Below are 22,444 nucleotides of genomic sequence, written 5' to 3'. Positions count from 1 at the left end.
TCCCCGGCCCGCGCGGACGAACGGCAGGTGAAGGCAGCGTACGCGAGTCGGCGCCGCGGTCACGTGGCGGACCTCTCAGACTCCGCGGGCAGCGGTGTGGCGTGCGCCACTTCCTCAAGCCCCTTCCCGCGTCCTCCCGGCCCCGGCTCGGCGGTCCGCACGCCGGGCCGGACCGGGCCGGTCGCAGGGCGTCGATAATCGAGCCCGTGACCGATCTCGACACGCGCGTGGCCCCGCCGGGCGCCCCCACGAGGCTCCGGGCCGCTCCGGCGCTCCTGGGGTACGCCGCCGTACGGGCCCTGGGCCTGCTGGCGCTGGCCCTGTGGAGCGCCGCGCGCGGCACGAGCGCGTACAAGCTGCTGACGGCCCGGTGGGACGCGCTGTGGTACGTGCGCGTGGCGGAGCTGGGCTACGGCTACGAGGTGCGGCTGCCGAACGGCGACGTCCACTCCAACCTGGCCTTCTTCCCGCTGCTCCCCTGGCTGGAGCGGCTGCTGCACGCGACGACCCCGCTGTCGTACGCCGACGCGGGCTTCACCGTCTCCCTGGCGGCCTCGCTCGCGGCGGCCTGGGGGATCTTCGCGGTCGCGGACCGGCTGTACGGCCACCGGGCCGGGGTGTGCGCCGTCCTGCTGTGGGCGGTCCTGCCGGTCGGGATCGTGCAGTCGATGGCGTACAGCGAGTCGCTGTTCACGGCGCTGGCCGCCTGGTCGCTGTACGCGGTACTGACCGGCCGCTGGGGGACGGCGGGCGCCCTGGCCGCGCTGTGCGGCCTGACCCGCCCGGTCGGCCTGGCGGTCGTGGCGGCGGTGTGGGCGGCGGGACTGTTCCCGCGCGGCGAGCGCGTCCGCGGTGTCGCGCGCCGGGCCGCCGGTCTCGCCCTGGCCCCGCTCGGCACGGCCGGCTACGTCCTGTGGGTCGGGCACCGCACGGGCGGGGGCCTCTTCGGCTACCTGGACGTCCAGGCCGGCTGGCGCAACGGGTTCGACGGCGGGCGGGCGTTCGCGGGCTTCGTCGCCGACAAGTTCACGTCGGTCCCGGGGGCGCTCGCCGGTCTCGGCCTGATCGCGGGAGTGGCGGCGCTGGTCCTGCTGTACGTCGTCGGTGTGCGGCAGCGCCAGCCGCTCGCACTGCTGGTCTATTCGGGGGTCGTGCTCGCGCTGGCGCTGTGCGCGTCGAGCTACTTCGGCTCCAAGCCGCGGCTGCTCCTGCCGGCCTTCCCGCTGCTGTTCCCGCTCGCCCGCGCCCTCGCCCGGCTGCGGACGCGCGCGACAGCACTGGTCACGGTGGGTGTGGCAGTGGCCTCGGCGGTGTACGGAGCGTGGTGGCTGAACGGGTCCGGTCCCCCCTGAATGGGGCGCCGACCTGCGTTTAACACCACGTGACTTCCCCCGCAACTCGAGCCGGAATGATCAAAGGAAATAAAGGGAAGCACATTCTGCGACCGTCATTCCTCAAGAATTAACCGGCCTCCTGAGAGCAATCCCACATCACATCGTCATCACAAACCCGTGGATTCGACGGAGATGCGAGCTCACTCGCTGTAACGTCGATTGGGTGCGTACCAAACGAAACCTCACCCGTCTGGACCGGGTGTTCGCCAGGCTCGACCGTGAGCCGGAACGCCCGGCCCACCTCGATGTGCCGAGGATGAGCCGGCACCGGGTCGCGCTGCTGTCCGCGACCCTGGGCTTCTACCTGGCGATCGTGTGGCTCGTGGTGACGACGTCCTGGCTGGTCCGCCTCGACTGGCAGGTCATGTTCTTCCGGCCGTACCAGCAGTGGTCGGGCATCCACTGGTTCGTCGACTACTACGTGGTCCTCGGCCAGCGCGGCCCGACCGCCGTGATGGTGGCCGCCTGGCTCGGCTGGCGCTCCTGGCGCCAGCACACCCTGCGCCCGCTGCTCACCCTGGGCGCCTCCCTGCTGCTGCTGAACATCACGGTCGGCGCCGCGAAGATCGGCATGGGCCGGCTCGGCCCGCACTACGCGACCACGATCGGCTCGAACGAGATGGGTCTGGGCGGCGATATATTTCCCAGCGGCCACACCGCCAACGCGGTCGTGACCTGGGGGATCCTCGCCTATCTGGCCTCCACCCCGCGGGCCCGCCGCTGGCTGTCCGCCCTGTCCGCGGTCACCTCGCTCGGCGTCGGCATGGCCACCGTCTACCTCGGTACGCACTGGCTGAGCGACGTGCTGCTCGGCTGGGCCGCGGGACTGCTGGTGCTGCTGGCGCTGCCCTGGTGCGAGCCGGTCATCGCCCGCGCCGAGGAGGGCATCCTCGACCTGCGCGACCGCTGGCGCTCCCGCCGCGCCGGCACCGTCCCGGCACCCGCCGGACCGGTCCCCGTACAGGTCCCGCTCACCGCCCGCCCGGCCGCGTCGCAGGACGACGAGGCGCCGGCCGCGCGCGAGACGGTCACCGCGGCCCGGACGCCCCGGCCGCCCGCCTACCTGGCTCCCGGCCCGCACAGCGGCCGCTCGGAGCGCACCCCGGTCACGCCCGTCGGCAGCCGCCGCCCACCGCACGCCGACCGCCTGCCGCGCGGTACGGCCGCCTCGGCGTCCCGGCCCCTGACGGGCGGCTGACCGGCCGGAAGGACGGCGGGGCCCACCGGTACGCACACCCGGACCCCGCAGCGAAGGCCCCGGTTCCCCTCGAGGGACCGGGGCCTTCGTCGTCGGCGCGCGGGACGGGCGTACGGGGTCAGCCCTTCCAGGCGCGGCCCACCCGGCCGTCGCGCACCTCGAAGTTCAGCCTGCCCACGCGGTACTCCATGGTGATGATCGCCCCGGGCGCCAGCGTGCGCACCGTCGACCATCCCCGTTCGCGCGCGAGCCGTTCGGCGCGCTCGGCCTCCAGGCCGACGTAGGCGTCCGTGCTGTCGTGGGGCTCCGCCGGGGGCGTGGGAATGGGTGCCATACGGCCACGCTAGGCCGCAGGGCGCCGAGCCGGAAGCCCGCGCCCGGTGCCGCCGGACCCCGGGAGCCACTCCTGTCACACTTCTGTCACAGCGTCCCGGTCCTGGTTTGACCCTGTTCCGTCACTCGGGGCGGCAACCCCGCATGCCTACGGTGCCTATTCGAACGCAATTCCCGGAAGGCCGGATCGGCTTCTCGAATAACGCGCGCGGGCGTTATGGATGAACCCGCGGTAACCCGCCGCATTCCCCAGTGGGCGGTATCCGGACACGCCGAGGAGCGGAAGCCGACGGTGCAGGGAAAATACACGGCTTCCGCACACCATCTCCGTATGCCCCGGCCCCGGTGCGCCACACCTGCGGGCCGCCGCGCTAGCCGAGTCCCCCGGCCGGGGGCCGCGCGGCCGCCCCCTCGGCCCGGGACAGGGCGTCGTCGAGCCGGTCCCTCGTCCGCCGGAGCGCCTCGATCAGCTCGGGCGGCTCCAGCACCTCGAAGGGGAAGCCCATCATCACCACGTGGATCACCATGACGTCGAGGCTGCCGGCCCCGGTGCGCAGCAGGCACGCGTCCGGTCCGTCGGCCCGCAGCGTCCCGGCGGACGGGGAGATCCGCTCGGCGGCCCGCTCCAGGGGCACCAGCAGCCGCACGGTCGCGTGCTCGGCGTACACGCGCGTGGAGACCCCCTCGGAGACGTACGCGGCGAGGTCCTCGGCCGGCGGCTCGCGCGGCTCGAAGCGCGGCCCGTGCGGCGGCTTCGGGGTGATGCGGTCCACCCGGAACGTCCGCCAGCCGGCGCGCTCGACGTCCCAGGCGACCAGGTACCAGCGGCGCTCGCTGCACACCAGGCGGTGCGGTTCGACGGTGCGGCGGCTCTCGGTGCCGTCCGCGCCGGTGTACGCGAAGCGCAGCAGCTCGGCGTCCCGGCACAGGTGGGCGAGCTCGGTGAGCACGGCCGGGTCGACGGCGGCCGGCTGCGCCGCGCGCGCCATCGGCACCGTGAACGCGGTGAGCGCGCCCACCCTGCGGCGCAGCCGGTGCGGCAGCACCTGCTCCAGCTTCGCCAGCGCCCGCACCGAGCTCTCGCCGATGCCCTCGACGGCCTGTCCGGCGGCGGTGCGCAGTCCGACGGCCACGGCGACGGCCTCGTCGTCGTCGAGCAGCAGCGGCGGGAGGTCGGCGCCCGGGCCGAGCTGGTAACCGCCGCCGGTGCCGGGGCTCGCGTGCACGGGGTAGCCCAGTTCCCGCAGCCGCTCCACGTCCCGCCGCACGGTCCGCGGCGTGACCCGGAGCCGTTCGGCCAACTCGGCGCCGGACCACTCCCGGTAGGCCTGGAGCAGCGAGAGCAGACGCAGCAGTCGGGCGGAGGTCTCCAGCATGGGGCGAGTCTGCCAGCCGGGCGCGGGACGGACGGGCCCCGCCCGGTCGACGGACCGGGCGGGGCCTGCGCACGACGGTGCGTGCCGGGTCGGGGCGCGGCTCAGAAGAGGAGGCGCTGGCCGGGCACGATCAGGTCGGGGTCGCCGCCGACGACGGCCCGGTTGGCGGCGTACAGGCGCTGCCAGGTGGTGCCGTTGGCCGCGGCGATGGTGCTCAGCGTGTCGCCCTGGCGGACGGTGTAGTCACCGCGGGAGGCGCCGCGCGAGGCGGGTACGGCGGACCGCTCGGCCGCCTGGCCACCCTGGTGCGTGGTGGTGCTCTTGCGCGGCGCGGCGCTCTGCGACGGGGCGCCGTTCTGCCGCGTGTGGTGCTCCCCCGCGCTCTTCGACGTCGTCGTCGAGGAGCCCGAGCCGGAGGAAGCCGCCGCGGGCGCGCCGCCGGACGCTCCGGCCCGTGCCGAGCAGACCGGCCAGGCACCCCAGCCCTGGGCGCCCTGGACCTTGGTGGCGACGGCGATCTGCTGGTCCCTGGTGGCCCCGTCGGCCGTCGCGGCGTACGCGGTGCCGCCGTACGCGCGCCAGGTGGAGGCGGAGAACTGCAGGCCGCCGTAGTAGCCGTTGCCGGTGTTGATGTGCCAGTTGCCGCCGCTCTCGCACTGGGCGATGCGGTCCCACACCCCGCCGTCCGCCGCGTCGGCGCTGCCGGTCGCGGCGAGCAGTCCCAGCGGGGCGAGCAGCGCCGCCCCGGCGAGGACCGCCGTCGTCCGCGTCCTGTTGCCGGTGACGCGGGTGTTCTCGCGGGTGGTATCGGCACACTCGGACATGTACATCCCTCTCTGCTGACCCGGGCTTCCCCGAACGGGGCCCGCCGGCCGCGCAGGGAACGCGGTCGCCGTGCTCCGTCCCGTCCGCCGGCGTGGTGCTGCGCGGTGTCTGGCTCTGCGCGGCCGGTGGACGTACCCGAGCGGTGCTCGTTGCACACGGCGGAGCAATCTAGGGATGCTGACGGTTCGTTATCAACCAATTCCCTGTTTCCGCAGGCCAGTTGGGAGTTACCGGAGGTAGCGGTCCCTGCGGGCCAGCCGGTCCGCCCCCGATTGTCGGGATATGTCGGTACCCAACTCGCCCAAACTGTGAGTCAGTTCACGGAACCCCCAGTCGTGACCGTCGCGTGACCTGACTGGGAGTGTCCTGTTCCGTTCGCTCCGTGACCGAGCGCGTCCGAGGGTTCCATTCCGTTCGCCGGACCGCGTGACTCCCGCCACAGGTCGCCCGTTGTCTTCTTCATGGGCCGGGGAGCCACCCGGCCCGTCACCGCACCGCATCCGAGGGAGCCACCCGTGCCGCGCATGCTCGACGTCAGCGACGAGGTACGCGCCGAGATCGGCGACGAAGAAGCCGACCGGCTGCTCGCCGGAGAGAACGCCCCGGGCAGTTACGACTGCACGTCCTGCCGCACCCCGGGCGACTCCGAGCACGAGCGCACCAGCACCGTCCTGTTCATCGGGGACGAGACCGCCGTCCTCGCCTTCGCCCACGCCACCTGTCTGCCCTCCCAGGTCGTCCAGGTCACCGAGGAGCAACTGCGGGGCGCCGTCCGCTCCATCGGCGGCGACACCACCGACCTGGAGCCCGAGAAGGTCGTGCCCGAGCAGGCCGTGCTCGGCGTCACCAGCGGACTCGTGCTGATCGCGGGCGAGTTGCACCCCGCCCTGGTCGTCGAGCCGACCGCGCCGATCGTACGGCCGGGCGCGACCGGCACCGGCGACGACTTCCTGCCGCTGCTCATCGAGCAGGGCTTCCTGCCGGTCACCGAGCTGACCGAGGCGCCGCCGGTGCGGCACGGGTGGTCGGTGCTGGTGGCGATGGGCCGGCTGCACGCCGTGCTCCAGCCCGGCCCCGACGGCGGCCAGCCGGTGGCCTGGTGGCAGGCGCACCAACCGCTCCAGGTGACCGAGGGCTGGCGGGCCGCCGCCAACAAGCACCAGCAGGTGCTGATGTTCGCCGCGCCGGTGGGCTCGATCGGGCGCCAGCCGCGCGAGGACCTGCTGCGCGACGCGCTCGACAAGGCCGCCGCCAACGGCAAGCTGGTCGCCGCCGCACTGCCGCTCGCGGGCACCTGAGCCGCTTCCCCCGCAGGTGAGGGGCCGGATACCGCATCCCTTCCCCCAGCCGGTCGTTGGGACTTACGTGCACGCATACGACTCCCCCCGCCGCCCGTCCCTCCCGTCGATCCCCTCCGCCCGACCGGGTCAGGACTCCTCCGGCGGCCCCTCGGCCACGCCGATCTACGACGCGCTCTACGCGGAGTACGTCAGGTCCTTCCGCGCGCTGCCGGGTGACCGCAGCGGGGAGGACGAACTGGGCTTCACCGCCTTCGGGAGCCTCCCGCACCGCACGGACCCGTACGACGAGACCCCCCGGCCGGGGTCGTTCAGCAGCTCCTACGGGGCGTACAGCGCGGGGGCGCAGAGTGCGCGCCGGGGCCTCGGACAGCAGACGTCCGGTGGGTGGCAGCGGGTCGGGACGCTCGGCCAGCAGCACACGCACACCGGGATGACCCCCGTGCCGGCGGCGCTCCCGCCGGCCCCGCGCCGGGGCTACTGAGAGGCCCACCGCGCGACGGAGGGGCGGCCCCCACGGGCCGCCCCTCCGTCGCGTTCAACCGGTCGCCCGGCCGGTCACTTCTTCTTGCCGCGCTTCTCGCGCACCCGCACCGAGATGTGGATCGGGGTGCCCTCGAAGCCGAACTCCTCGCGCAGCCGCCGCTCGATGAAGCGCCGGTAGCCGGCCTCGATGAAGCCGGAGGCGAAGAGCACGAACCGCGGCGGCTTGGTGCCGGCCTGCGTGCCGAACAGGATGCGCGGCTGCTTGCCGCCCCGGACCGGGTGCGGGTGGGCCGAGACCAGCTCGCCGAGGAAGGCGTTCAGCCGGCCGGTCGGCACCCGGGTCTCCCAGCCGGCCAGGGCCGTCTCGATCGCCGGGACCAGCTTCTCCATGTGCCGCCCGGTGCGCGCCGAGACGTTGACGCGCGGGGCCCAGGCGACCTGGCCCAGCTCCGTCTCGATCTCCCGCTCCAGGTAGTAGCGGCGCTCCTCGTCGAGGGTGTCCCACTTGTTGAGGGCCATGACGATCGCGCGACCCGCCTCGACCGCCATGGTGACGATGCGCTGGTCCTGCACCGAGATGCTCTCGGCGGCGTCGATCAGGATGACCGCGACCTCGGCCTTCTCGACGGCGGCCGCGGTGCGCAGCGAGGCGTAGTAGTCGGCGCCCTGCTGGAGGTGTACCCGCTTGCGGATGCCGGCCGTGTCGACGAACTTCCAGGTCTTGCCGCCGAGTTCGATCAGCTCGTCGACCGGGTCGCGGGTGGTGCCCGCGAGTTCGTTGACGACGACGCGCTCCTCGCCGGCCACCTTGTTCAGCAGCGAGGACTTGCCGACGTTGGGGCGGCCGATCAGGGCGACCCGGCGCGGGCCGCCGACGGCGGTGCCGAAGCTCTGCTCCGGGGCCTCGGGCAGCGCCTCCAGGACGGCGTCGAGCATGTCGCCGGTGCCGCGGCCGTGCAGCGCGGAGACGGGGTGGGGCTCGCCGAGGCCGAGGTTCCACAGGTAGGCCGCGTCGGCCTCGCCGCTCGGGCCGTCCACCTTGTTGGCGCACAGCACGACCGGCTTGCCGGCCTTGCGCAGCAGCCGGACGACGGCCTCGTCGGTGTCGGTGGCGCCGACCTTGGCGTCCACGACGAAGACGACGGCGTCCGCGGCCTCGATCGCGTACTCGGCCTGGGCGGCCACGGAGGCGTCGATGCCGAGGACGTCCTGCTCCCAGCCGCCGGTGTCGACGACCTTGAAGCGGCGGCCCGCCCACTCGGCCTCGTAGGTCACGCGGTCGCGGGTGACGCCCGGCTTGTCCTCGACGACGGCCTCGCGCCGCCCGATGATCCGGTTGACGAGGGTCGACTTGCCGACATTGGGCCGGCCGACGACGGCGAGGACGGGCAGCGGGCCGTGACCCGCCTCCTCGATGGCGCCCTCGACGTCCTCGACGTCGAAGCCCTCTTCCGCGGCGAGCTCCATGAACTGCGCGTACTCGGCGTCGCCGAGAGCCCCGTGGTCGTACTCGTGCTCAGCCGAGTCGCCGGGCTGGTTCTGGTCGTTCATGAAGTGCGTACCTCGTCGTTCCTTCGTGGTGATCGGTGGACCGGCCGGGCTGTCTCCCCGGGTGATCCACTACTCAGTGTCGCCTAGCGCCCGGTGAGGCGCCTGGCGTGGTGCAGGTGCTCGCCGAGCTGCTTCTGGATGCGCTCCGTGGCCTCGTCGAGCACCCTGCGGGTGCGCCGCCCGGAACCGTCGCCGGCCGGGAACGGGTCGCCGAAGACCACGTCGACCCGGCTGCGCAGCGGGGGCAGCGCCTTGACCAACCGTCCGCCGCGCCCGGAACTTCCCAGCACGGCCACGGGCACGATCGGCGCCCCGCTGCGCACGGCGAAGTAGGCGAGCCCGGCGCGCAGCGAGGCGAAGTCGCCCTCGCCGCGGGTGCCCTCGGGGAAGATCCCGAGGACGCCGCCGCCCTCCAGCACCGCCAGCGCCCGGCTGATCGCCGTGCGGTCGGCGGTGGAGCGGTCGACCTCCACCTGGCCGATGCCGGTCAGGAAGCGGCCGAGCGGGCCGACGAACACCTCCTTCTTGATCAGGAAGTGCGTGGGCCGGGGCGCGACGCCCATGACCATCGGCCCGTCGATGTTGTGGGAGTGGTTGACGGCGAGGATCACCGGGCCGGTGGCCGGCACCCGCCAGGCGCCGAGCACACGCGGCTTCCACAGCCCGTGCATCAGGCCGACGCCGATGCGCCGCCCGACCTCTGCGCCCCGCTCCGAGGGCAGGGAGGGTCCGCTCACTTCCCGGCCCGCTTCTCCTCGACGAGGGTCACCACGCACTCGACGACCTGGTCCAGGGTGAGCTCGGTGGTGTCGACCTCGACGGCGTCGTCGGCCTTGGCGAGCGGGGACGCCTTGCGGCTGGAGTCGATGCGGTCCCGCGCGACGAGCGCCTCCTGGGTGGCCCGCACGTCGGTGCCCCGGCCCAGCTCGCCGCTGCGGCGCGCGGCCCGGGCCTCCGGGGAGGCCGTGAGGAAGACCTTCAGGTCGGCGTCGGGCAGCACCGTCGTGCCGATGTCCCGGCCCTCGACGACGATGCCCCGCTCGACGCCGGCCGCGACGGAGCGCTGCAGCTCGGTGATCCGGGCCCGCACCTCGGGCACCGCGCTGACCAGGCTGACCTTGGAGGTGACCTCCTGGGTGCGGATGGGGCCCGCCACGTCGACGCCGTCCACGGTGATCGTCGGGCCGGCCGGGTCGGTGCCGGAGACGATCTCCGGCTTGCCGGCCGCGGCGGCCACGGCGTGCGGGTCCTCGACGTCGATCCCGTTGGTCACCATCCACCAGGTGATCGCCCGGTACTGGGCCCCGGTGTCCAGGTAGCTCAGGCCGAGCTGCGTGGCCACGGCCTTCGACGTGCTCGACTTGCCCGTGCCGGCGGGGCCGTCGATGGCGACAATCACGGGCTGGGCGGCGCCGTTTTCCACGGGGGGACACCTTCCTGGTGCGAGGTGGTGAGCGGTGTGCGGGACGCGAGGGCACCCCGCACCAGGTTACCGGGCGCGCGGACCCCTCCTTCCAGCCCCGGCACGGGGACGGGGCCCGGCCGCGGCACCGGTACGGGGCGCGGCAGCACCGCCCGGCGCCCGGCACCACCGCTCCGCGCCCGGCCTACTGCCGCAGCGCCCAGCCCCGCTCGCGCAGCGCCGCGGACAGCGCCGGCGCGGCCTTCGGCTCGACCATGAGCTGCACCAGGCCGGCCTGCCGGCCCGTGGCGTGCTCGATCCGCACGTCCTCGATGTTGACCCCGGCCGCCCCCGCGTCCGCGAAGATGCGGGCGAGCTGCCCGGGCTGGTCGTCGATGAGCACCACGACGGCCTCGTACGCCCGCGGCGCCGAGCCGTGCTTGCCGGGCACCCGGATTTGGCCGGCGTTGCCGCGCCGCAGCACGTCGGCGATCCCGGCGGCCCCCTCGCTCCGCTTGTCCTCGTCGGAGGACTGCAGCGCGCGCAGCGCCCGCACGGTCCCGTCGAGGTCGGCGGCCACGTCGGAGAGCAGGTCGGCGACCGGCCCCGGGTTCGCGGAGAGGATGTCGATCCACATCCGGGGGTCGGAGGCGGCGATCCGGGTCACGTCCCGGATGCCCCCGCCGCACAGCCGTACCGCCGACTCCTCGGCGTGCTCCAGGCGCGCGGCGACCAGGCTGGAGACCAGGTGGGGCATGTGCGAGACGAGGGCGACGGCGCGGTCGTGGGCGTCGGCGTCCATCACGACCGGCACGGCCCGGCAGTGCGAGACCAGCTCCAACGCCAGGTTGAGCACCTCGGTGTCGGTGTCCCGGGTGGGGGTGAGCACCCAGGGGCGCCCCTCGAACAGGTCCGCGGTCGCGGCCAGCGGGCCGGACTTCTCCCGGCCGGACATCGGGTGGGTGCCGATGTACGCCGACAGGTCCAGGCCCCGTGCCTGCAGTTCCCGGCGCGGGCCGCCCTTGACGCTGGCGACGTCCAGGTAGCCGCGGGCCACGCCCCTGGTCATGGCGTCGGCGAGCAGGGACGCCACGTGGGCGGGCGGCGCGGCGACGACCGCGAGGTCGACGACCCCGGCGGGCGGCTCCTCGGTGCCGGCGCCGAGCGCGGCGGCCGTACGGGCCTGCTCGGGGTCGTGATCGTCGAGGTGGACGACGACCCCGCGCTGGGCGAGGGCCAGGGCGACGGACGTGCCGATCAGCCCGGTCCCGATGACGAGTGCGGTCCTCACTGGGCGATGTCCTTGCGCAGGGCGGCCGCGGCGCCGAGGTAGACGTGGGCGACGTCGGAGCGCGGCCGGTCCGACTCGACGTGGGCGAGGATGCGCACGACCCGGGGCATGGCGCCCTCGATGTCGAGTTCCTGGGCGCAGATCAGCGGGACGTCGACGATGCCGAGCTTGCGGGCGGCGGCGGCCGGGAAGTCGCTGTGCAGGTCGGGGGTCGCGGTGAACCAGATGCTGATCAGGTCGTCGGCGGTCAGGCCGTTGCGCTCCAGGATCGCGGTGAGCAGCGCGCCGACCTGCTCGTCCATGTGCCCGGCCTCGTCCCGCTCGAGCTGGACGGCTCCCCGGACCGCTCGTACCGCCACGGTGCTGCTCCTTGCTGACGTGCTGATCGCTTCGCGTCCGTCCAGCCTAGTCAGCCGCCGGCCGCCGGGCGCGGGCCGCCCGCCCGGTGAGACGGCACGGAGGCCCCGCCGACCGCTTCGGGCGGGAATGCACCCGTCCGCCCCCTTTACGTCGGGTACGGTGTCCGCTCTGATGGGGGCGCCCCTCGGTTCGGCCCTGTTCCTGCCTCCCCGATCCCCGGAGTGACGACATGACCCACCCCGCCCCCCGCCGTACGGTCCTCCTCGTCACGGGTGCGGCCGCCCTGGCCGCCGGATGCGGCGGCGGGTCCGGCGGCGACGGCTCGTCCGGCGGCGCGACCGAGGGGACGCCGTCGGCGGGCGCCTCCGGCGGCCGGGAGCTGGCGAAGACGTCCGAGATCCCGGTGGGCGGCGGCAAGGTCTTCGCGGACCGCAAGGTCGTGGTCACCCAGCCCGCCCAGGGCGAGTTCAAGGCGTTCTCGGCGATCTGCACCCACCAGGGCTGCACGGTGGCCACGGTCGCCGGCGGCACCATCAACTGCCCCTGCCACAAGAGCGAGTTCCGCATCACCGACGGCTCGGTGGTCGCCGGCCCGGCGCCCAGGCCCCTGCCGGCGGAGCGGATCACCGTCCAGGGCGACTCCATCGAGCTGGCCTGAGCGCACCGCCGGAGGGCGGCCCCCGGTTCAGGCGTCCCAGAGGGCGCCGAGGGTCACCAGCTCGCTGCCGTGCTCGATGCGGTCCGCCCACGCGGCCGGCCAGGCCGCGGCACCGGCGTACGCGCCGGCGAAGGCGCCCGCGAGACAGGCGATCGAGTCGGAGTCGCCCGAGGAGCAGGCCGCGCGGCGCAGCGCGGTCACCGGCTCGTCGGGGAAGAGCAGGAAGCACAGCAGTCCGGTGGCCAGCGCCTCCTCGGCGATCCAGCCCTCTCCCGTGGCCCGGCACGGGTCCTCCTCGGGGTCGGGGCTGCGCAGCGCCGCCTCCAGGCGGTCCAGGACGCGCAGGCACTCGTCCCAGCCGCGCCCGATGAAGTGCTCGGGGGTGGGGTCCTGGGCCCGGGTCCACAGGTCGCCGAGCCAGTCGTGGTGGTAGCGGCCGCGGTTGTCCCGGGCGTAGCCGCGCAGGGCGTCGACGAGGCCGCCCGGCGCGGTGCCCCGGGCGAGCAGCCGCACGGCGTGCGCGGTCAGGTCGGAGGCGGCGAGCGCGGTCGGGTGGCCGTGGGTGAGGCCGGACTGGAGCTGGGCGGCGCCGGCGCGCTGGTCGTCGCTCAGCCCGGGCACGATGCCGACCGGGGCCACGCGCATGTTGGCGCCGCACCCCTTGGAGCCGATCTGGCTGGCGTCCTGCCAGGCGCGGCCCTCCTCCTTGAGCAGGGAGCACGCGGTGAGGCAGGTGCGCCCGGGGGCGCGGTTGTTGTCCGGGGACTCGTACCACTCCACGAACTCCTCGCGCAGCGGCCCCTCCAGCCCTCGGGGGCCGAGCACCCCGCGGTCCATGGCGGTGCGCAGCGCGCGGGCGACCGAGAGGGTCATCTGGGTGTCGTCGGAGACGAACGCCTTCCCCGGCAGCTCCATCTCCCGCCAGGGGCCGCACTTGGCGATGATCGACGGCACGTCGTTGAACTCGGTCGGGAACCCGAGGGCGTCGCCCAGGGCGAGCCCCAGCAGGGTTCCCGTGGCGGCGCGCTGGTCGCCGAGGGTCGCGTCGGTCATGTCGTACGTCCTTCTCGTTGCGGTCGGAGGAGGGGCGGGTGGAGGGTCGCGGCGGGTCCCGCGCGGTAGAGCGCGGCCGGTTTGCCGCGGCCGCCGGTCAGCCGCGCGCCGCCCGGCACGGGGGCGACGAAACCGGGCACGGCGAGCACCTTGCGCCGGAAGTTGGGGCGGTCCAGGGGGGTGCCCCACACCGCCTCGTAGACCTGCTGCAGCTCGCCGAGCGTGAACTCGGGCGGGCAGAACGCGGTGGCGGCCGGGGTGTTCTCCAACCGGTCGCCGATCCGGGTGCGGGCGTCGGCCAGGATCCGGTCGTGGTCGAAGGCCAGCTCGCGGGCGTCGTCGTACGGGACCCAGCGGGCCCGGGCCGCGTCGCCGCCGCCGTGCGCCTCGGGGGCGTCGGGGAGCAGCGCGGTGAACGCGACGGACACGACGCGCATCCGGGGGTCGCGGCCGGGCTCGCTGTAGGTGCGCAGTTGGTCCAGGCGCAGCCCGGAGACGTCGGCGAGGCCGGTCTCCTCGGCGAGTTCGCGGCGGGCGGCGCTCTCGGCGGACTCGTCGGGCAGCAGGAAGCCGCCGGGCAGGGCCCAGCGGCCGGCGTAGGGCTCCTGGCCCCGCTCGACGAGCAGCACGTGCAGGGCGCCCGCGCGCAGGGTCAGGACGGCGAGGTCGACGGTGACGGCGAAGGGCTCGTGGGCGTACTTGTCGTACCGCAGCGCACCGCTCACCACAGCCACCCCCTTTTATGGTCAGCCCGACTATAAAAGGGGGTGGGGGGCGCCCACAAGGCGAAGGTTCAGCGGATGTCTACAGGTCGACTTCCTTCATCAGCATGCCGACCTCGGTGTTCGACAGGCGCCGCAGCCAGCCCGACTTCTGGTCGCCGAGGGTGATCGGGCCGAAGGCGACCCGCACCAGCTTGTCGACCGGGAATCCGGCCTCGGCCAGCATCCGCCGCACGATGTGCTTGCGGCCCTCGTGCAGGGTGACCTCGACGAGGTAGTTCTTGCCGGTCTGCTCGACCACCCGGAAGTGGTCCGCGCGCGCGTAGCCGTCCTCGAGCTGGATGCCGTCCTTGAGCTTCTTGCCGAGGTCCCGCGGGATCGGGCCGACGATGTGCGCGAGGTAGGTCTTGCGCACGCCGTACTTGGGGTGGGTCAGCCGGTGCGCCAGCTCGCCGTGGTTGGTGAGCAGGATGACGCCCTCGGTCTCGGTGTCGAGCCGCCCCACGTGGAAGAGCCGGGTCTCCCGGTTGGTGACGTAGTCGCCGAGGCACTGCCGCCCGTCCGGGTCCTCCATGGTGGAGACCACACCGGCCGGCTTGTTCAGCGAGAAGAACTGGTACGACTGCGTGGCGACGGTCAGTCCGTCGACGCGCACCTCGTCCTTCTCCGGGTCGACGCGCTTGCCCTGCTCCAGGACGATCTCGCCGTTGACCTCGACGCGGGCCTGCTCGATCAGCTCCTCGCAGGCGCGCCGGGAGCCGTAGCCCGCGCGGGCGAGGACCTTCTGCAGCCGCTCGCCCTCCTGCTCGGCACCCGGGAAGGTCTTGGGGAGCTTCACGTCCTTCTTGGCCGCGTACCGCTCGCGGTTGCGCTCCTCGGCGCGGGCGTCGTACTCACGGGAACTCGCCGGAGCGGTACGGCCGCGTCCGGTGCCCTGCCCCTGCCGGGGGCCGCCCTTGGCGCCGCCGCGGGCCGAGGCGCCGCGGCCCGACTTCGGGCCGTCCTGGGTGGCGCCGGGGCCGACGTCGTAGCGCCGCTCCTCCGGGCGCGGCTTCTTCGGCCGGCCACCCTGCTTGTCGTCGCGGGCGTTGCCGGCGCCGCGGTAGTTGCCGCGCCCGCCGCTGCTCCCGCCGCGGCCGCCGCTGTTGCCACCACGGCTCCCGCCGTTGTTTCCGCTGCTGTTCCTGCCGCTGCTGCTTCGCATCAAATGTTCCGTCTAGTCGTCTGCGTCCTCGGCGTCCGGCGCATCGGGTGCGTCCGGATCGAACGACGGCACGCCTTCCTGGGTCTCGGCCTCGATCGCCTCGGCCTCCGGGAGGAAGGGCGCGAGTTCCGGGAGCTCGTCCAGACCGCGCAGGCCCATCCGCTCCAGGAAGTAGGTCGTCGTCCTGTACAGGATCGCACCTGTTTCGGGTTCCGCGCCCGCCTCCTCGACGAGACCGCGCTGCAGGAGGGTGCGCATCACGCCGTCGCAGTTGACCCCGCGCACCGCCGAGACCCTGCTGCGGCTGACCGGCTGGCGGTACGCCACCACCGCGAGGGTCTCCAGCGCGGCCTGGGTGAGCCGGGCGGTCTGGCCGTCCAGCACCAGCCGCTCGACGGCGGGCGCGTAGGCGGCCCGGGTGTAGAAACGCCAGCCGCCGGCGACGAACCGCAGCTCGAAGCCGCGGCCCTGCGCGGTGTATTCGTCGGCCAGTTCGCGCAGCGCGCCGGCGATCTGCCGCCGGGGCCGCTCCAGGATCCTCGCCAGGTGCTCCTCGGTCGCGGGCTCGTCCACGACCATGAGGACGGCCTCCAGGGCCGGCTTGAGGTCGAGGCCGGCGACGGTGCCCGGTCCGGCCGGGGCCCCTTCGGCCGGGCCGGTGGTGTCCCCGCTCATGCCTTGTCCTCCTTCGGCGGCTCGGGCGGCCGGTCGAACTCGTCCGTCACCCGCGGTGTCCCGTCCCCGTCGCCGCCGGTCCAGCGCACCAGGAGGTCGCCGAGGGCGGTCTCCTGGTCGAGGGCGACGGCCTTCTCGCGGTACAGCTCCAGCAGCGCCAGGAACCGGGCCACCACGGTCAGGGTGTCGTCGGTGTCCTCGACCAGCGCGCGGAAGCTGGCCTCGCCGAGCTCGCGCAGCCGCGCGACGACCACCCGGGCCTGCTCCTGCACGCTGACCAGCGGGGCGTGGATGTGGTCGACGTAGACCTGCGGCCTGGGCTTCGGCTGCATCGCCTTGACGGCGAGCCGGGCGAACCCCTCGGGGCCGATCTTGATGACCACCTCGGGCAGCAGATCGGCGAGGTGCGGCTCCAGGCCGACCGTGCGCGGCCAGCGGCGGGCCTCCTCGTCGAGCCGCGCGGTGAAGATGTCGGCGATCCGTTTGTACGCGCGGTACTGCAGCAGCCGGGCGAAGAGCAGGTCGCGGGCCTCCAGCAGGGCCAGGTCGCCCTCGTCCTCGACCTCGGCGGCGGGCAGCAGCCGGGCCGCCTTCAGGTCGAGCAGGGTCGCGGCGACGACCAGGAACTCCGTCGTCTGGTCCAGGTCCCAGTCCGGGCCCATCGCCCGGATGTGCGCCATGAACTCGTCGGTCACCTTGGACAGCGCGACCTCGGTGACGTCCAGCCTGTGCCTGGAGATGAGCTGGAGCAGCAGGTCGAAGGGCCCCTCGAAGTTGGCGAGCCGCACCTTGAAGACACCGTCGCGGGCGCCGTCGGAGGGCTCGGGTGCCTCGTCGGGGGCACCCTCGGACGCGGCGGCCGGCCCGGCCGCCTGCTGCGGCCCGGCGACGGGCTCCGCCACGGGCCCGGCGACCGGCTCGGCGGCGGGCGCCACGACCGGCTCCGCAGCCGGCTCCGCGGCCGGCTCCGCGGCCGGTACGGGAGCCGGCTCGGGAGCCGGTCCGGGAGCGGGCCGCGTCCCCGGTCCCCGGCCCAGCGCACGCCGGCGGCCGCCGGGTGCACCGGGGCCGCGGGGAGGGTCGTTCGAGGTCATCGCCCCCGCAGGCTACCGCTACCGCCCGCGCAGCCGTCGTACGAGGATGCTGGCGTCCCCGCGGGTCTCCAGGTCGGCGAGGACCACGGCGACCGCCTCGCGGACGATCCGGCCGCGGTCGACGGCCAGCCCGTGCTCGCCGCGGAGCACCAGGCGGGCGTGCTCGAGGTCCATCAGCTCCTCGGCGGAGACGTACACGGTGATCTTCTCGTCGTGGCGCTCGCGGCCGCTGGGCCGCCGGGCCGCCGCCCGTCCCCGCTTGCGCGGTGCCGCGCCGTCCGCGGCCCCGGCAGAACCTTCCTGCGCCGCCGTACGCCGTCCCGAGCGGTCCGCGGCGCCCCGGCTGCGGGACTCCCCGCCCTCGGGGTCCGCGTCGGCCGCGACGTGCTCCGCGCCCTCGCCGCCCTGCGCCGGCACGGACGGCGGGGCGTCCTCGGTGCCGGGGGCCGGCGCTGCCGGCCCGCCCGCCGCGGCGGACGCGGCCGCGTCACTGTCGGCGGCAGGACCCGGCACCCGGGCCTCCCCGCCCGGACGCCGGGGCGTGGACGGCTGGAGCGCCGTTCCCCCTGTCGTGCGGAAGAGTTCGTCGGCCCCCGGCAGACTCACTCGGCGTGACACCGGGCGAGCACCTCCCTGGCGAGCTGGCGGTAGGCGGCGGCGCCGACGGAGTTGGAGGCGTAGGTGGTGATCGGCTCACCGGCGACCGTGGTCTCCGGGAAGCGGACCGTGCGCCCGATGACCGTGTGGTAGACGTGGTCGTCGAACGCCTCGACGACGCGCGCGAGCACCTCGCGGCTGTGCACGGTGCGCGAGTCGTACATCGTGGCGAGGATGCCGTCGAGCTCCAGCTCCGGATTGAGCCGCTCCTGGACCTTCTCGATGGTCTCGGTGAGCAGCGCGACACCGCGCAGGGCGAAGAACTCGCACTCCAGCGGCACGATCACCTTGTGGGCGGCCGTCAGCGCGTTGACCGTCAGCAGGCCGAGCGAGGGCTGGCAGTCGATCACGATGTAGTCGTAGTCGGACATCAGCGGCTTGAGCGCGCGCTGCAGCGTCGACTCCCGGGCCACCTCGCTGACCAGCTGGACCTCGGCGGCCGACAGGTCGATGTTGCTCGGCAGCAGGTCCATGTTGGGGACCGCGGTCTTCAGCAGGACCTCGTCGGCCGACATGCCCCGCTCCATGAGCAGGTTGTAGACGGTGAGGTCGAGCTCCATCGGGTTGACGCCGAGACCGACCGACAGCGCGCCCTGCGGGTCGAAGTCCACGAGCAGCACCCGCCGGCCGTACTCCGCGAGCGCGGCACCCAGGTTGATGGTCGACGTGGTCTTGCCGACGCCGCCCTTCTGGTTGCACATCGCGATGATCGTCGCGGGGCCGTGGTCGGTCAGCGGGCCCGGGATCGGGAAGTACGGCAGCGGGCGTCCGGTCGGCCCGATGCGCTCACGGCGCTGGCGGGCCGCGTCGGGCGCGAGCGTGGCCGCGTACTCCGGGTCCGGCTCGTACTCGGCGTCGGGGTCGTAGAAGTGCCCTTCGGGCAGTTCGTCGTAGTCGGCGAAGTGGTTGCGGGGCGCGCCACTTCCGTCGCCGGCCATGGCGTTCACGTGATGACCGTCCATGCTCTGGGGTGCTGACAGAGCCGTGTGGGGGCTGTTCTGGCTCTGGTGGGCTGCGAAGGTTCGGACAGCGACGGAGCCGACAGCCTCGAAGCCCGCGGGACCCTGGTCCCGTGCAGGCATTCCTGGTTGACCACCCCCGGGAGAAAATGTCGACTCATTCACAAGTCGTCTTACCTCCTTGGTGACCAGGAAACTTCTAGACAGGTCAGCGTGGCACCATGCCGACGGTTGGCGACTCTATGGCGTGTCGGGCGTCCGCAGCAACACAATCCGCCGGACCCGGCCCGATGTGTCGGCAATGAAACATCCCGCTGTCAAGGGCGTACGGCCGTCGCACAGCAGGTTCCACCGGTGTGCGAATCGGTCGAAGGGTTGCGTTCGAGGCGAGTTGACCGAGAATCGCAAAGTGACCATACACACATCGGGCCGGACCTTGTGGGGCAAGGTCCGGCCGGTCGCGTGTCGTTGACCACCTGTGTTGACGAATCGCCTTTTACGCGGGGATGACTTGATCCCGTGGGTCAGCCGAGCAGGGAGTCCAGCTCCACGTGCTCCAGGCCGTGCGCCTCGGCGACCTCCCGGTAAACGACCTTGCCGTCATGGGTGTTGAGGCCCTTGGCCAGCGCGGGGTCACGGCGCAGCGCCTCCACCCAGCCGTGGTCGGCGAGTTCGACGATGTAGGGCAGGGTCGCGTTGGTCAGCGCGTAGGTGGAGGTGTTGGGCACCGCGCCGGGCATGTTGGCGACGCAGTAGAAGACCGACTCGTGGACCTTGAAGGTCGGCTCGGCGTGGGTGGTGGGACGGGAGTCCTCGAAGCAGCCGCCCTGGTCGATCGCGATGTCGACAAGGACACTTCCCGGCTTCATCCGGGACACCAGCTCGTTGGTGACCAGCTTCGGGGCCTTGGCGCCGGGGATCAGCACCGCGCCGATCACCAGGTCGGCCTCCAGGCAGGCCTTCTCCAGCTCGAAGGAGTTGGAGACGACGGTCTGGATCTTCGTCCCGAAGATCTTGTCGGCCTCCTTGAGCTTGTTGATGTCCCGGTCGAGCAGGGTGACGTGGAAGCCCATGCCGATGGCGATCTGCGCGGCGTTCCAGCCGGAGACGCCGCCGCCGATGACGACCGCCTTGGCGGCCAGGACGCCGGGGACGCCGCCGGGGAGCACACCGCGGCCGCCGTTGGCGCGCATGAGCTGGTAGGCGCCGACCTGGGGGGCGAGCCGGCCCGCGACCTCGGACATCGGGGCGAGCAGGGGCAGGGCGCGGCTGGGCAGCTCGACCGTCTCGTAGGCGATCGCCGTGGTGCCGGACTCGATGAGCGCGTCCGTGCACTCCTTGGAGGCGGCCAGGTGCAGGTAGGTGAAGAGCGTCTGGTCCTTGCGGAGGCGGTGGTACTCCTCGGCGATCGGCTCCTTGACCTTCAGCAGCAGGTCGGCGCCGGCCCAGACCTCGTCGGCGGTCTCCAGGATCTGGGCGCCGGCGGCGACGTACTCCTCGTTCGTGATCGACGAGCCGACGCCGGCGTTGCGCTCGACGACGACCTGGTGGCCGTGGCGCACCAGCTCGTGCACGCCGGCGGGGGTGATGGCCACCCGGAACTCGTTGTTCTTGACCTCGCGGGGGATGCCGACCTTCACGTCGATCACGGTCCTTGGCTCAGAGGGTGTGGGGCATAGCTGGGCATACCCGGCCGCAGAGGGCATACCGGGATGCATCGCAGGAGAATGTGCGACAGAGCCAGTCTAATGAAGGTGTTCCCGCTGTCTAGCCTTCCTTTGCATCAATCTTCAGCGGGTGTACTGCGGATTTCGCAGGCGTTAGCAGCGTGTTCCGGCTGGTCCTGCCGCTCGGGCCCCTCCTGCGGCCCCTCGGTCTCGGGTGCCTCCTCCCCCAGGATGCGCTCGGCGGCCGCCCGGTGCAGGTGCGCGGCGGCCGGGTCGCCGAGGCGGTCCAGGGTGTCGGCGAGCCGCAGGTTCAGCGCCGCCTGGAGCCGGTGGTCCCCGGCCCGGCGCGCCCCCTCGACCGCCTCCCGGCAGGTGCGCAGCGACTCCTCGGGCCGACCCGCGTACTCCTGAACGCGCGCGATTTCACTGACCGCTCGGGCCTGCGCGGCCAGGTCGCCCAGCTTGCGGTGGGCGGCGGCCGCGGCCCGCCAGTTGCGCAGCGCCTCGCCGTAGCGGCCGGCGTAGGTGTGGGCGGTGGCGATCCGGCCGTAGAGCCGGGCGGCGTCCGCGCGCTCGTCGCGGGCCAGCCGCTCCCCGAGGGCCCGGCCGAACCAGTCGGCGGCCCGGTCGTAGTCCCCCAGCTCCAGGTGCGCGCCGCCTACGGATTCCATCGCGCGGCCGGTCGCGTACGGGTCGTTCGCCTCGCGTCCGGCGTCCAGCGCGGCCCGGTAGCGCACCAGGGCGGCGCGGGTGCGGCCGGTGCGGGCGTCGACGTCGGCCAGGTTCAGCAGGGCGGCGGCCCGCTCCCGGGGCAGGTCGCGGCGCTCGGCCACGTCCAGCACCAGCCGGTGGACCTCGTACAGGTCGGGTGCCGCGGCCTGGGTGCCGAAGTGGGCGACCATCGCCCGCACCAACTGGGACATCAGCCGCCGGGCCAGGGTGTCCAGGTCCCCTTCCTCGACGGCCAGCCGGGCGCAGGCGAGCAGGGCGGGCCGGGTCAGGTCCAGCCACTGCGCCGCGGCCGCGGGGCCGGGGAAGCGCACGGCGCGGGGCATGCCCTGGAGCTTCTCGCGGGCCTGGGGGCTGTCCGTCTCGGTGATGGCGCGGCAGGACTGCAGCAGCCGGACGGTGCGCTCCAGCATCCGGGCCCGGGCGAGCTGCAGCTCGGCCGGCCGCTCGTGGGCCTCGGCGGCGGCCCGCAGCAGGGGGTGCAGACAGCCCGGCACCTCGTACTGGGGCAGCGGGGAGTCGGCCGCGCGCAGCAGGCCGAGGGCGGTCAGGTCGTCCAGCGTGGTGCGCGCGGCACCGACCGAGCACCCGGCCAGCGCCGAGGCGGTGTGCGGGTCGACCAGGCCGCCCGGGGCGAGGCTGAGCAGCCGCAGGGTCCGGGCGGCGGGCGCGGGGAGCCCGGCGTGGACCAGCCCGAAGACCCGGTCGAGCGGGGTGCCCTCGTCGCCCTCGGCGTGCAGGTGCTTGGCGAGGTCGGCCACCGCCGACATGGGCCGGGCGGCCAGCCAGCCTCCGGCCAGCAGCAGGGTGGCGGGCTGGCCCTGGCATGCCTCGACCAGGCCCTCGGCGGCGTACGGGTCGACGGTCACGCGGACCGAGCCGGTGTACCGGGTGAGCAGCTCCAGCGCCGACTTGGTGTCCAGGCCGCCCAGGGTGCAGGGGCGCACGTCGGAGATGCCGGTGAGGGGGCCGGCCGAGACGGCGACGACCAGGCAGTCGGGGGTGTCCGGCAGCAGGGCGTCGACCTGGTCGGCGCCGGCCGCGTCGTCCAGCAGGAGCAGCGCGCGCCGCTCGGCGAGGGCGCCGCGCAGGGCCGCGGCGAGGTCGTCCTCGTCCGCGCCGGGCGGGGCCGGCTCGTCCAGGGCGGTCAGCAGGTCGCGGGCCACCCGGGCGACGGGAACCGGGGTGCCGTCGGGCTCGCTGAGCCGGGCGCGCAGGACCCCGTCCGGGTACCGGCCGGCGACCCGGCGGGCCAGTTCCGCGGCGAGGGCGGAGCGTCCGGATCCGGGGCGGCCCGCGATGAGCAGCACGCGTGCGCGGGGGGCCTTGCGCCCGGAGATGGTGTCCAGGCCGGCCCGCTCGATGTCGGCGAGCAGTTCCTTCAACTCCCGGGTGCGCCCCAGGAAGTGGCCCTCAGCCGACGGCTGTCCCGACAGCTCGACGCCGCCTGTGTCCACCGTCTGATCCGTCACGGGCCACACTCCCGTCCCATCGCACGCCTGGGGCCCGCCG

22 protein-coding genes are annotated in these 22,444 nt (G+C 73.9%); 5 read left to right on the top strand and 17 right to left on the bottom strand.

Annotated elements, in window-relative coordinates; genetic code table 11:
* Positions 1–206: 206 nt before the first annotated feature.
* Positions 207–1,352 (top strand): mannosyltransferase family protein, encoded by a 1,146-nt coding sequence (locus E4U92_RS21355; protein WP_137302057.1) that lies wholly within the window; start codon positions 207–209, stop codon positions 1,350–1,352.
* A gap of 205 nt (positions 1,353–1,557) precedes the next feature.
* Positions 1,558–2,592, top strand: a complete 1,035-nt coding sequence (locus E4U92_RS21350) for a phosphatase PAP2 family protein (RefSeq protein WP_137302056.1) — start codon at positions 1,558–1,560, stop codon at positions 2,590–2,592.
* A 118-nt stretch (positions 2,593–2,710) separates the two neighbouring features.
* Here E4U92_RS21350 and E4U92_RS21345 read toward each other — a convergent pair whose 3' ends face one another.
* From E4U92_RS21345 to E4U92_RS21335, 3 genes are all read right to left on the bottom strand, one after another.
* Complete coding sequence (locus E4U92_RS21345; RefSeq protein ID WP_137302055.1) at positions 2,711–2,926, bottom strand: I78 family peptidase inhibitor; 216 nt, start codon at positions 2,924–2,926, stop codon at positions 2,711–2,713.
* Between the two features lie 370 nt (positions 2,927–3,296).
* Positions 3,297–4,301: a helix-turn-helix transcriptional regulator gene (locus E4U92_RS21340; RefSeq protein ID WP_137302054.1), complete on the bottom strand. Its 1,005-nt coding sequence runs from the start codon at positions 4,299–4,301 to the stop codon at positions 3,297–3,299.
* A gap of 101 nt (positions 4,302–4,402) precedes the next feature.
* On the bottom strand, positions 4,403–5,125 hold the full coding sequence (locus E4U92_RS21335) for a LysM peptidoglycan-binding domain-containing protein (protein WP_137302053.1): 723 nt from the start codon (positions 5,123–5,125) through the stop codon (positions 4,403–4,405).
* Between the two features lie 516 nt (positions 5,126–5,641).
* Between E4U92_RS21335 and E4U92_RS21330 the strand changes: the two genes are divergently transcribed.
* Both E4U92_RS21330 and E4U92_RS21325 read left to right on the top strand, forming a co-directional pair.
* A complete protein-coding gene (locus E4U92_RS21330) occupies positions 5,642–6,424 on the top strand; it encodes a hypothetical protein (RefSeq protein WP_137302052.1) in 783 nt (260 codons plus the stop codon).
* A 67-nt stretch (positions 6,425–6,491) separates the two neighbouring features.
* Complete coding sequence (locus tag E4U92_RS21325) at positions 6,492–6,908, top strand: hypothetical protein (RefSeq protein ID WP_137302051.1); 417 nt, start codon at positions 6,492–6,494, stop codon at positions 6,906–6,908.
* 74 nt (positions 6,909–6,982) lie between these two features.
* Here the strand turns inward: E4U92_RS21325 and der are convergent, their stop codons facing one another.
* The 5 genes from der to aroH all read right to left on the bottom strand — a co-directional run bounded on the left by der (position 6,983) and on the right by aroH (position 11,513).
* Positions 6,983–8,461, bottom strand: a complete 1,479-nt coding sequence (der, locus tag E4U92_RS21320; protein ID WP_137302050.1) for a ribosome biogenesis GTPase Der — start codon at positions 8,459–8,461, stop codon at positions 6,983–6,985.
* A gap of 83 nt (positions 8,462–8,544) precedes the next feature.
* Complete coding sequence (locus E4U92_RS21315) at positions 8,545–9,132, bottom strand: lysophospholipid acyltransferase family protein (RefSeq protein WP_137302366.1); 588 nt, start codon at positions 9,130–9,132, stop codon at positions 8,545–8,547.
* 62 nt (positions 9,133–9,194) lie between these two features.
* Entirely contained in the window at positions 9,195–9,884 is a 690-nt protein-coding gene (gene cmk, locus E4U92_RS21310) for a (d)CMP kinase (protein ID WP_137302049.1), read from the bottom strand.
* 184 nt (positions 9,885–10,068) lie between these two features.
* Positions 10,069–11,154: a prephenate dehydrogenase gene (locus E4U92_RS21305; RefSeq protein ID WP_137302048.1), complete on the bottom strand. Its 1,086-nt coding sequence runs from the start codon at positions 11,152–11,154 to the stop codon at positions 10,069–10,071.
* Positions 11,151–11,513: a chorismate mutase gene (gene aroH, locus E4U92_RS21300; RefSeq protein WP_137302047.1), complete on the bottom strand. Its 363-nt coding sequence runs from the start codon at positions 11,511–11,513 to the stop codon at positions 11,151–11,153. The genes E4U92_RS21305 and aroH overlap by 4 nt, the downstream gene beginning before the upstream one ends.
* A gap of 230 nt (positions 11,514–11,743) precedes the next feature.
* Between aroH and E4U92_RS21295 the strand changes: the two genes are divergently transcribed.
* Complete coding sequence (locus tag E4U92_RS21295) at positions 11,744–12,172, top strand: Rieske (2Fe-2S) protein (RefSeq protein WP_137302046.1); 429 nt, start codon at positions 11,744–11,746, stop codon at positions 12,170–12,172.
* A gap of 27 nt (positions 12,173–12,199) precedes the next feature.
* Here E4U92_RS21295 and E4U92_RS21290 read toward each other — a convergent pair whose 3' ends face one another.
* The 9 genes from E4U92_RS21290 to E4U92_RS21250 all read right to left on the bottom strand — a co-directional run bounded on the left by E4U92_RS21290 (position 12,200) and on the right by E4U92_RS21250 (position 22,404).
* Positions 12,200–13,225, bottom strand: a complete 1,026-nt coding sequence (locus E4U92_RS21290) for an ADP-ribosylglycohydrolase family protein (RefSeq protein ID WP_137302045.1) — start codon at positions 13,223–13,225, stop codon at positions 12,200–12,202.
* Positions 13,222–13,959, bottom strand: a complete 738-nt coding sequence (locus E4U92_RS21285; RefSeq protein WP_373311524.1) for an NUDIX hydrolase — start codon at positions 13,957–13,959, stop codon at positions 13,222–13,224. Before E4U92_RS21285 ends, E4U92_RS21290 begins: the two co-directional genes overlap by 4 nt.
* Positions 13,960–14,029: 70 nt before the next feature.
* Positions 14,030–15,151, bottom strand: coding sequence for a pseudouridine synthase (locus E4U92_RS21280; protein WP_137302044.1), 1,122 nt, complete (start codon positions 15,149–15,151; stop codon positions 14,030–14,032).
* 12 nt (positions 15,152–15,163) lie between these two features.
* Positions 15,164–15,826 (bottom strand): SMC-Scp complex subunit ScpB, encoded by a 663-nt coding sequence (scpB, locus tag E4U92_RS21275; protein ID WP_137302043.1) that lies wholly within the window; start codon positions 15,824–15,826, stop codon positions 15,164–15,166.
* Positions 15,823–16,920 carry a segregation and condensation protein A gene (locus E4U92_RS21270; RefSeq protein ID WP_137302042.1) on the bottom strand — a complete coding sequence of 366 codons (1,098 nt, stop codon included), beginning with the start codon at positions 16,918–16,920 and terminating at the stop codon, positions 15,823–15,825. Before E4U92_RS21270 ends, scpB begins: the two co-directional genes overlap by 4 nt.
* A gap of 18 nt (positions 16,921–16,938) precedes the next feature.
* Complete coding sequence (locus tag E4U92_RS21265) at positions 16,939–17,538, bottom strand: hypothetical protein (RefSeq protein ID WP_137302041.1); 600 nt, start codon at positions 17,536–17,538, stop codon at positions 16,939–16,941.
* The gene (locus E4U92_RS21260) at positions 17,523–18,659 is read right to left on the bottom strand and encodes a ParA family protein (protein WP_137302040.1); all 1,137 of its coding nucleotides are present in this window, start codon (positions 18,657–18,659) and stop codon (positions 17,523–17,525) included. The genes E4U92_RS21265 and E4U92_RS21260 overlap by 16 nt, the downstream gene beginning before the upstream one ends.
* 401 nt (positions 18,660–19,060) lie before the next feature.
* The gene (gene ald, locus E4U92_RS21255; protein ID WP_168373940.1) at positions 19,061–20,185 is read right to left on the bottom strand and encodes an alanine dehydrogenase; all 1,125 of its coding nucleotides are present in this window, start codon (positions 20,183–20,185) and stop codon (positions 19,061–19,063) included.
* 134 nt (positions 20,186–20,319) lie between these two features.
* A complete protein-coding gene (locus E4U92_RS21250; RefSeq protein WP_137302039.1) occupies positions 20,320–22,404 on the bottom strand; it encodes a tetratricopeptide repeat protein in 2,085 nt (694 codons plus the stop codon).
* Positions 22,405–22,444 lie beyond the last annotated feature (40 nt).

Origin of the sequence: Streptomyces galbus (assembly GCF_005280195.1) — a bacterium.
GTDB lineage: Bacteria > Actinomycetota > Actinomycetes > Streptomycetales > Streptomycetaceae > Streptomyces > Streptomyces galbus.
The sequence above is the reverse complement of the archived record's forward strand: the minus strand, read 5'-3'. Positions and strand labels throughout refer to the sequence as shown.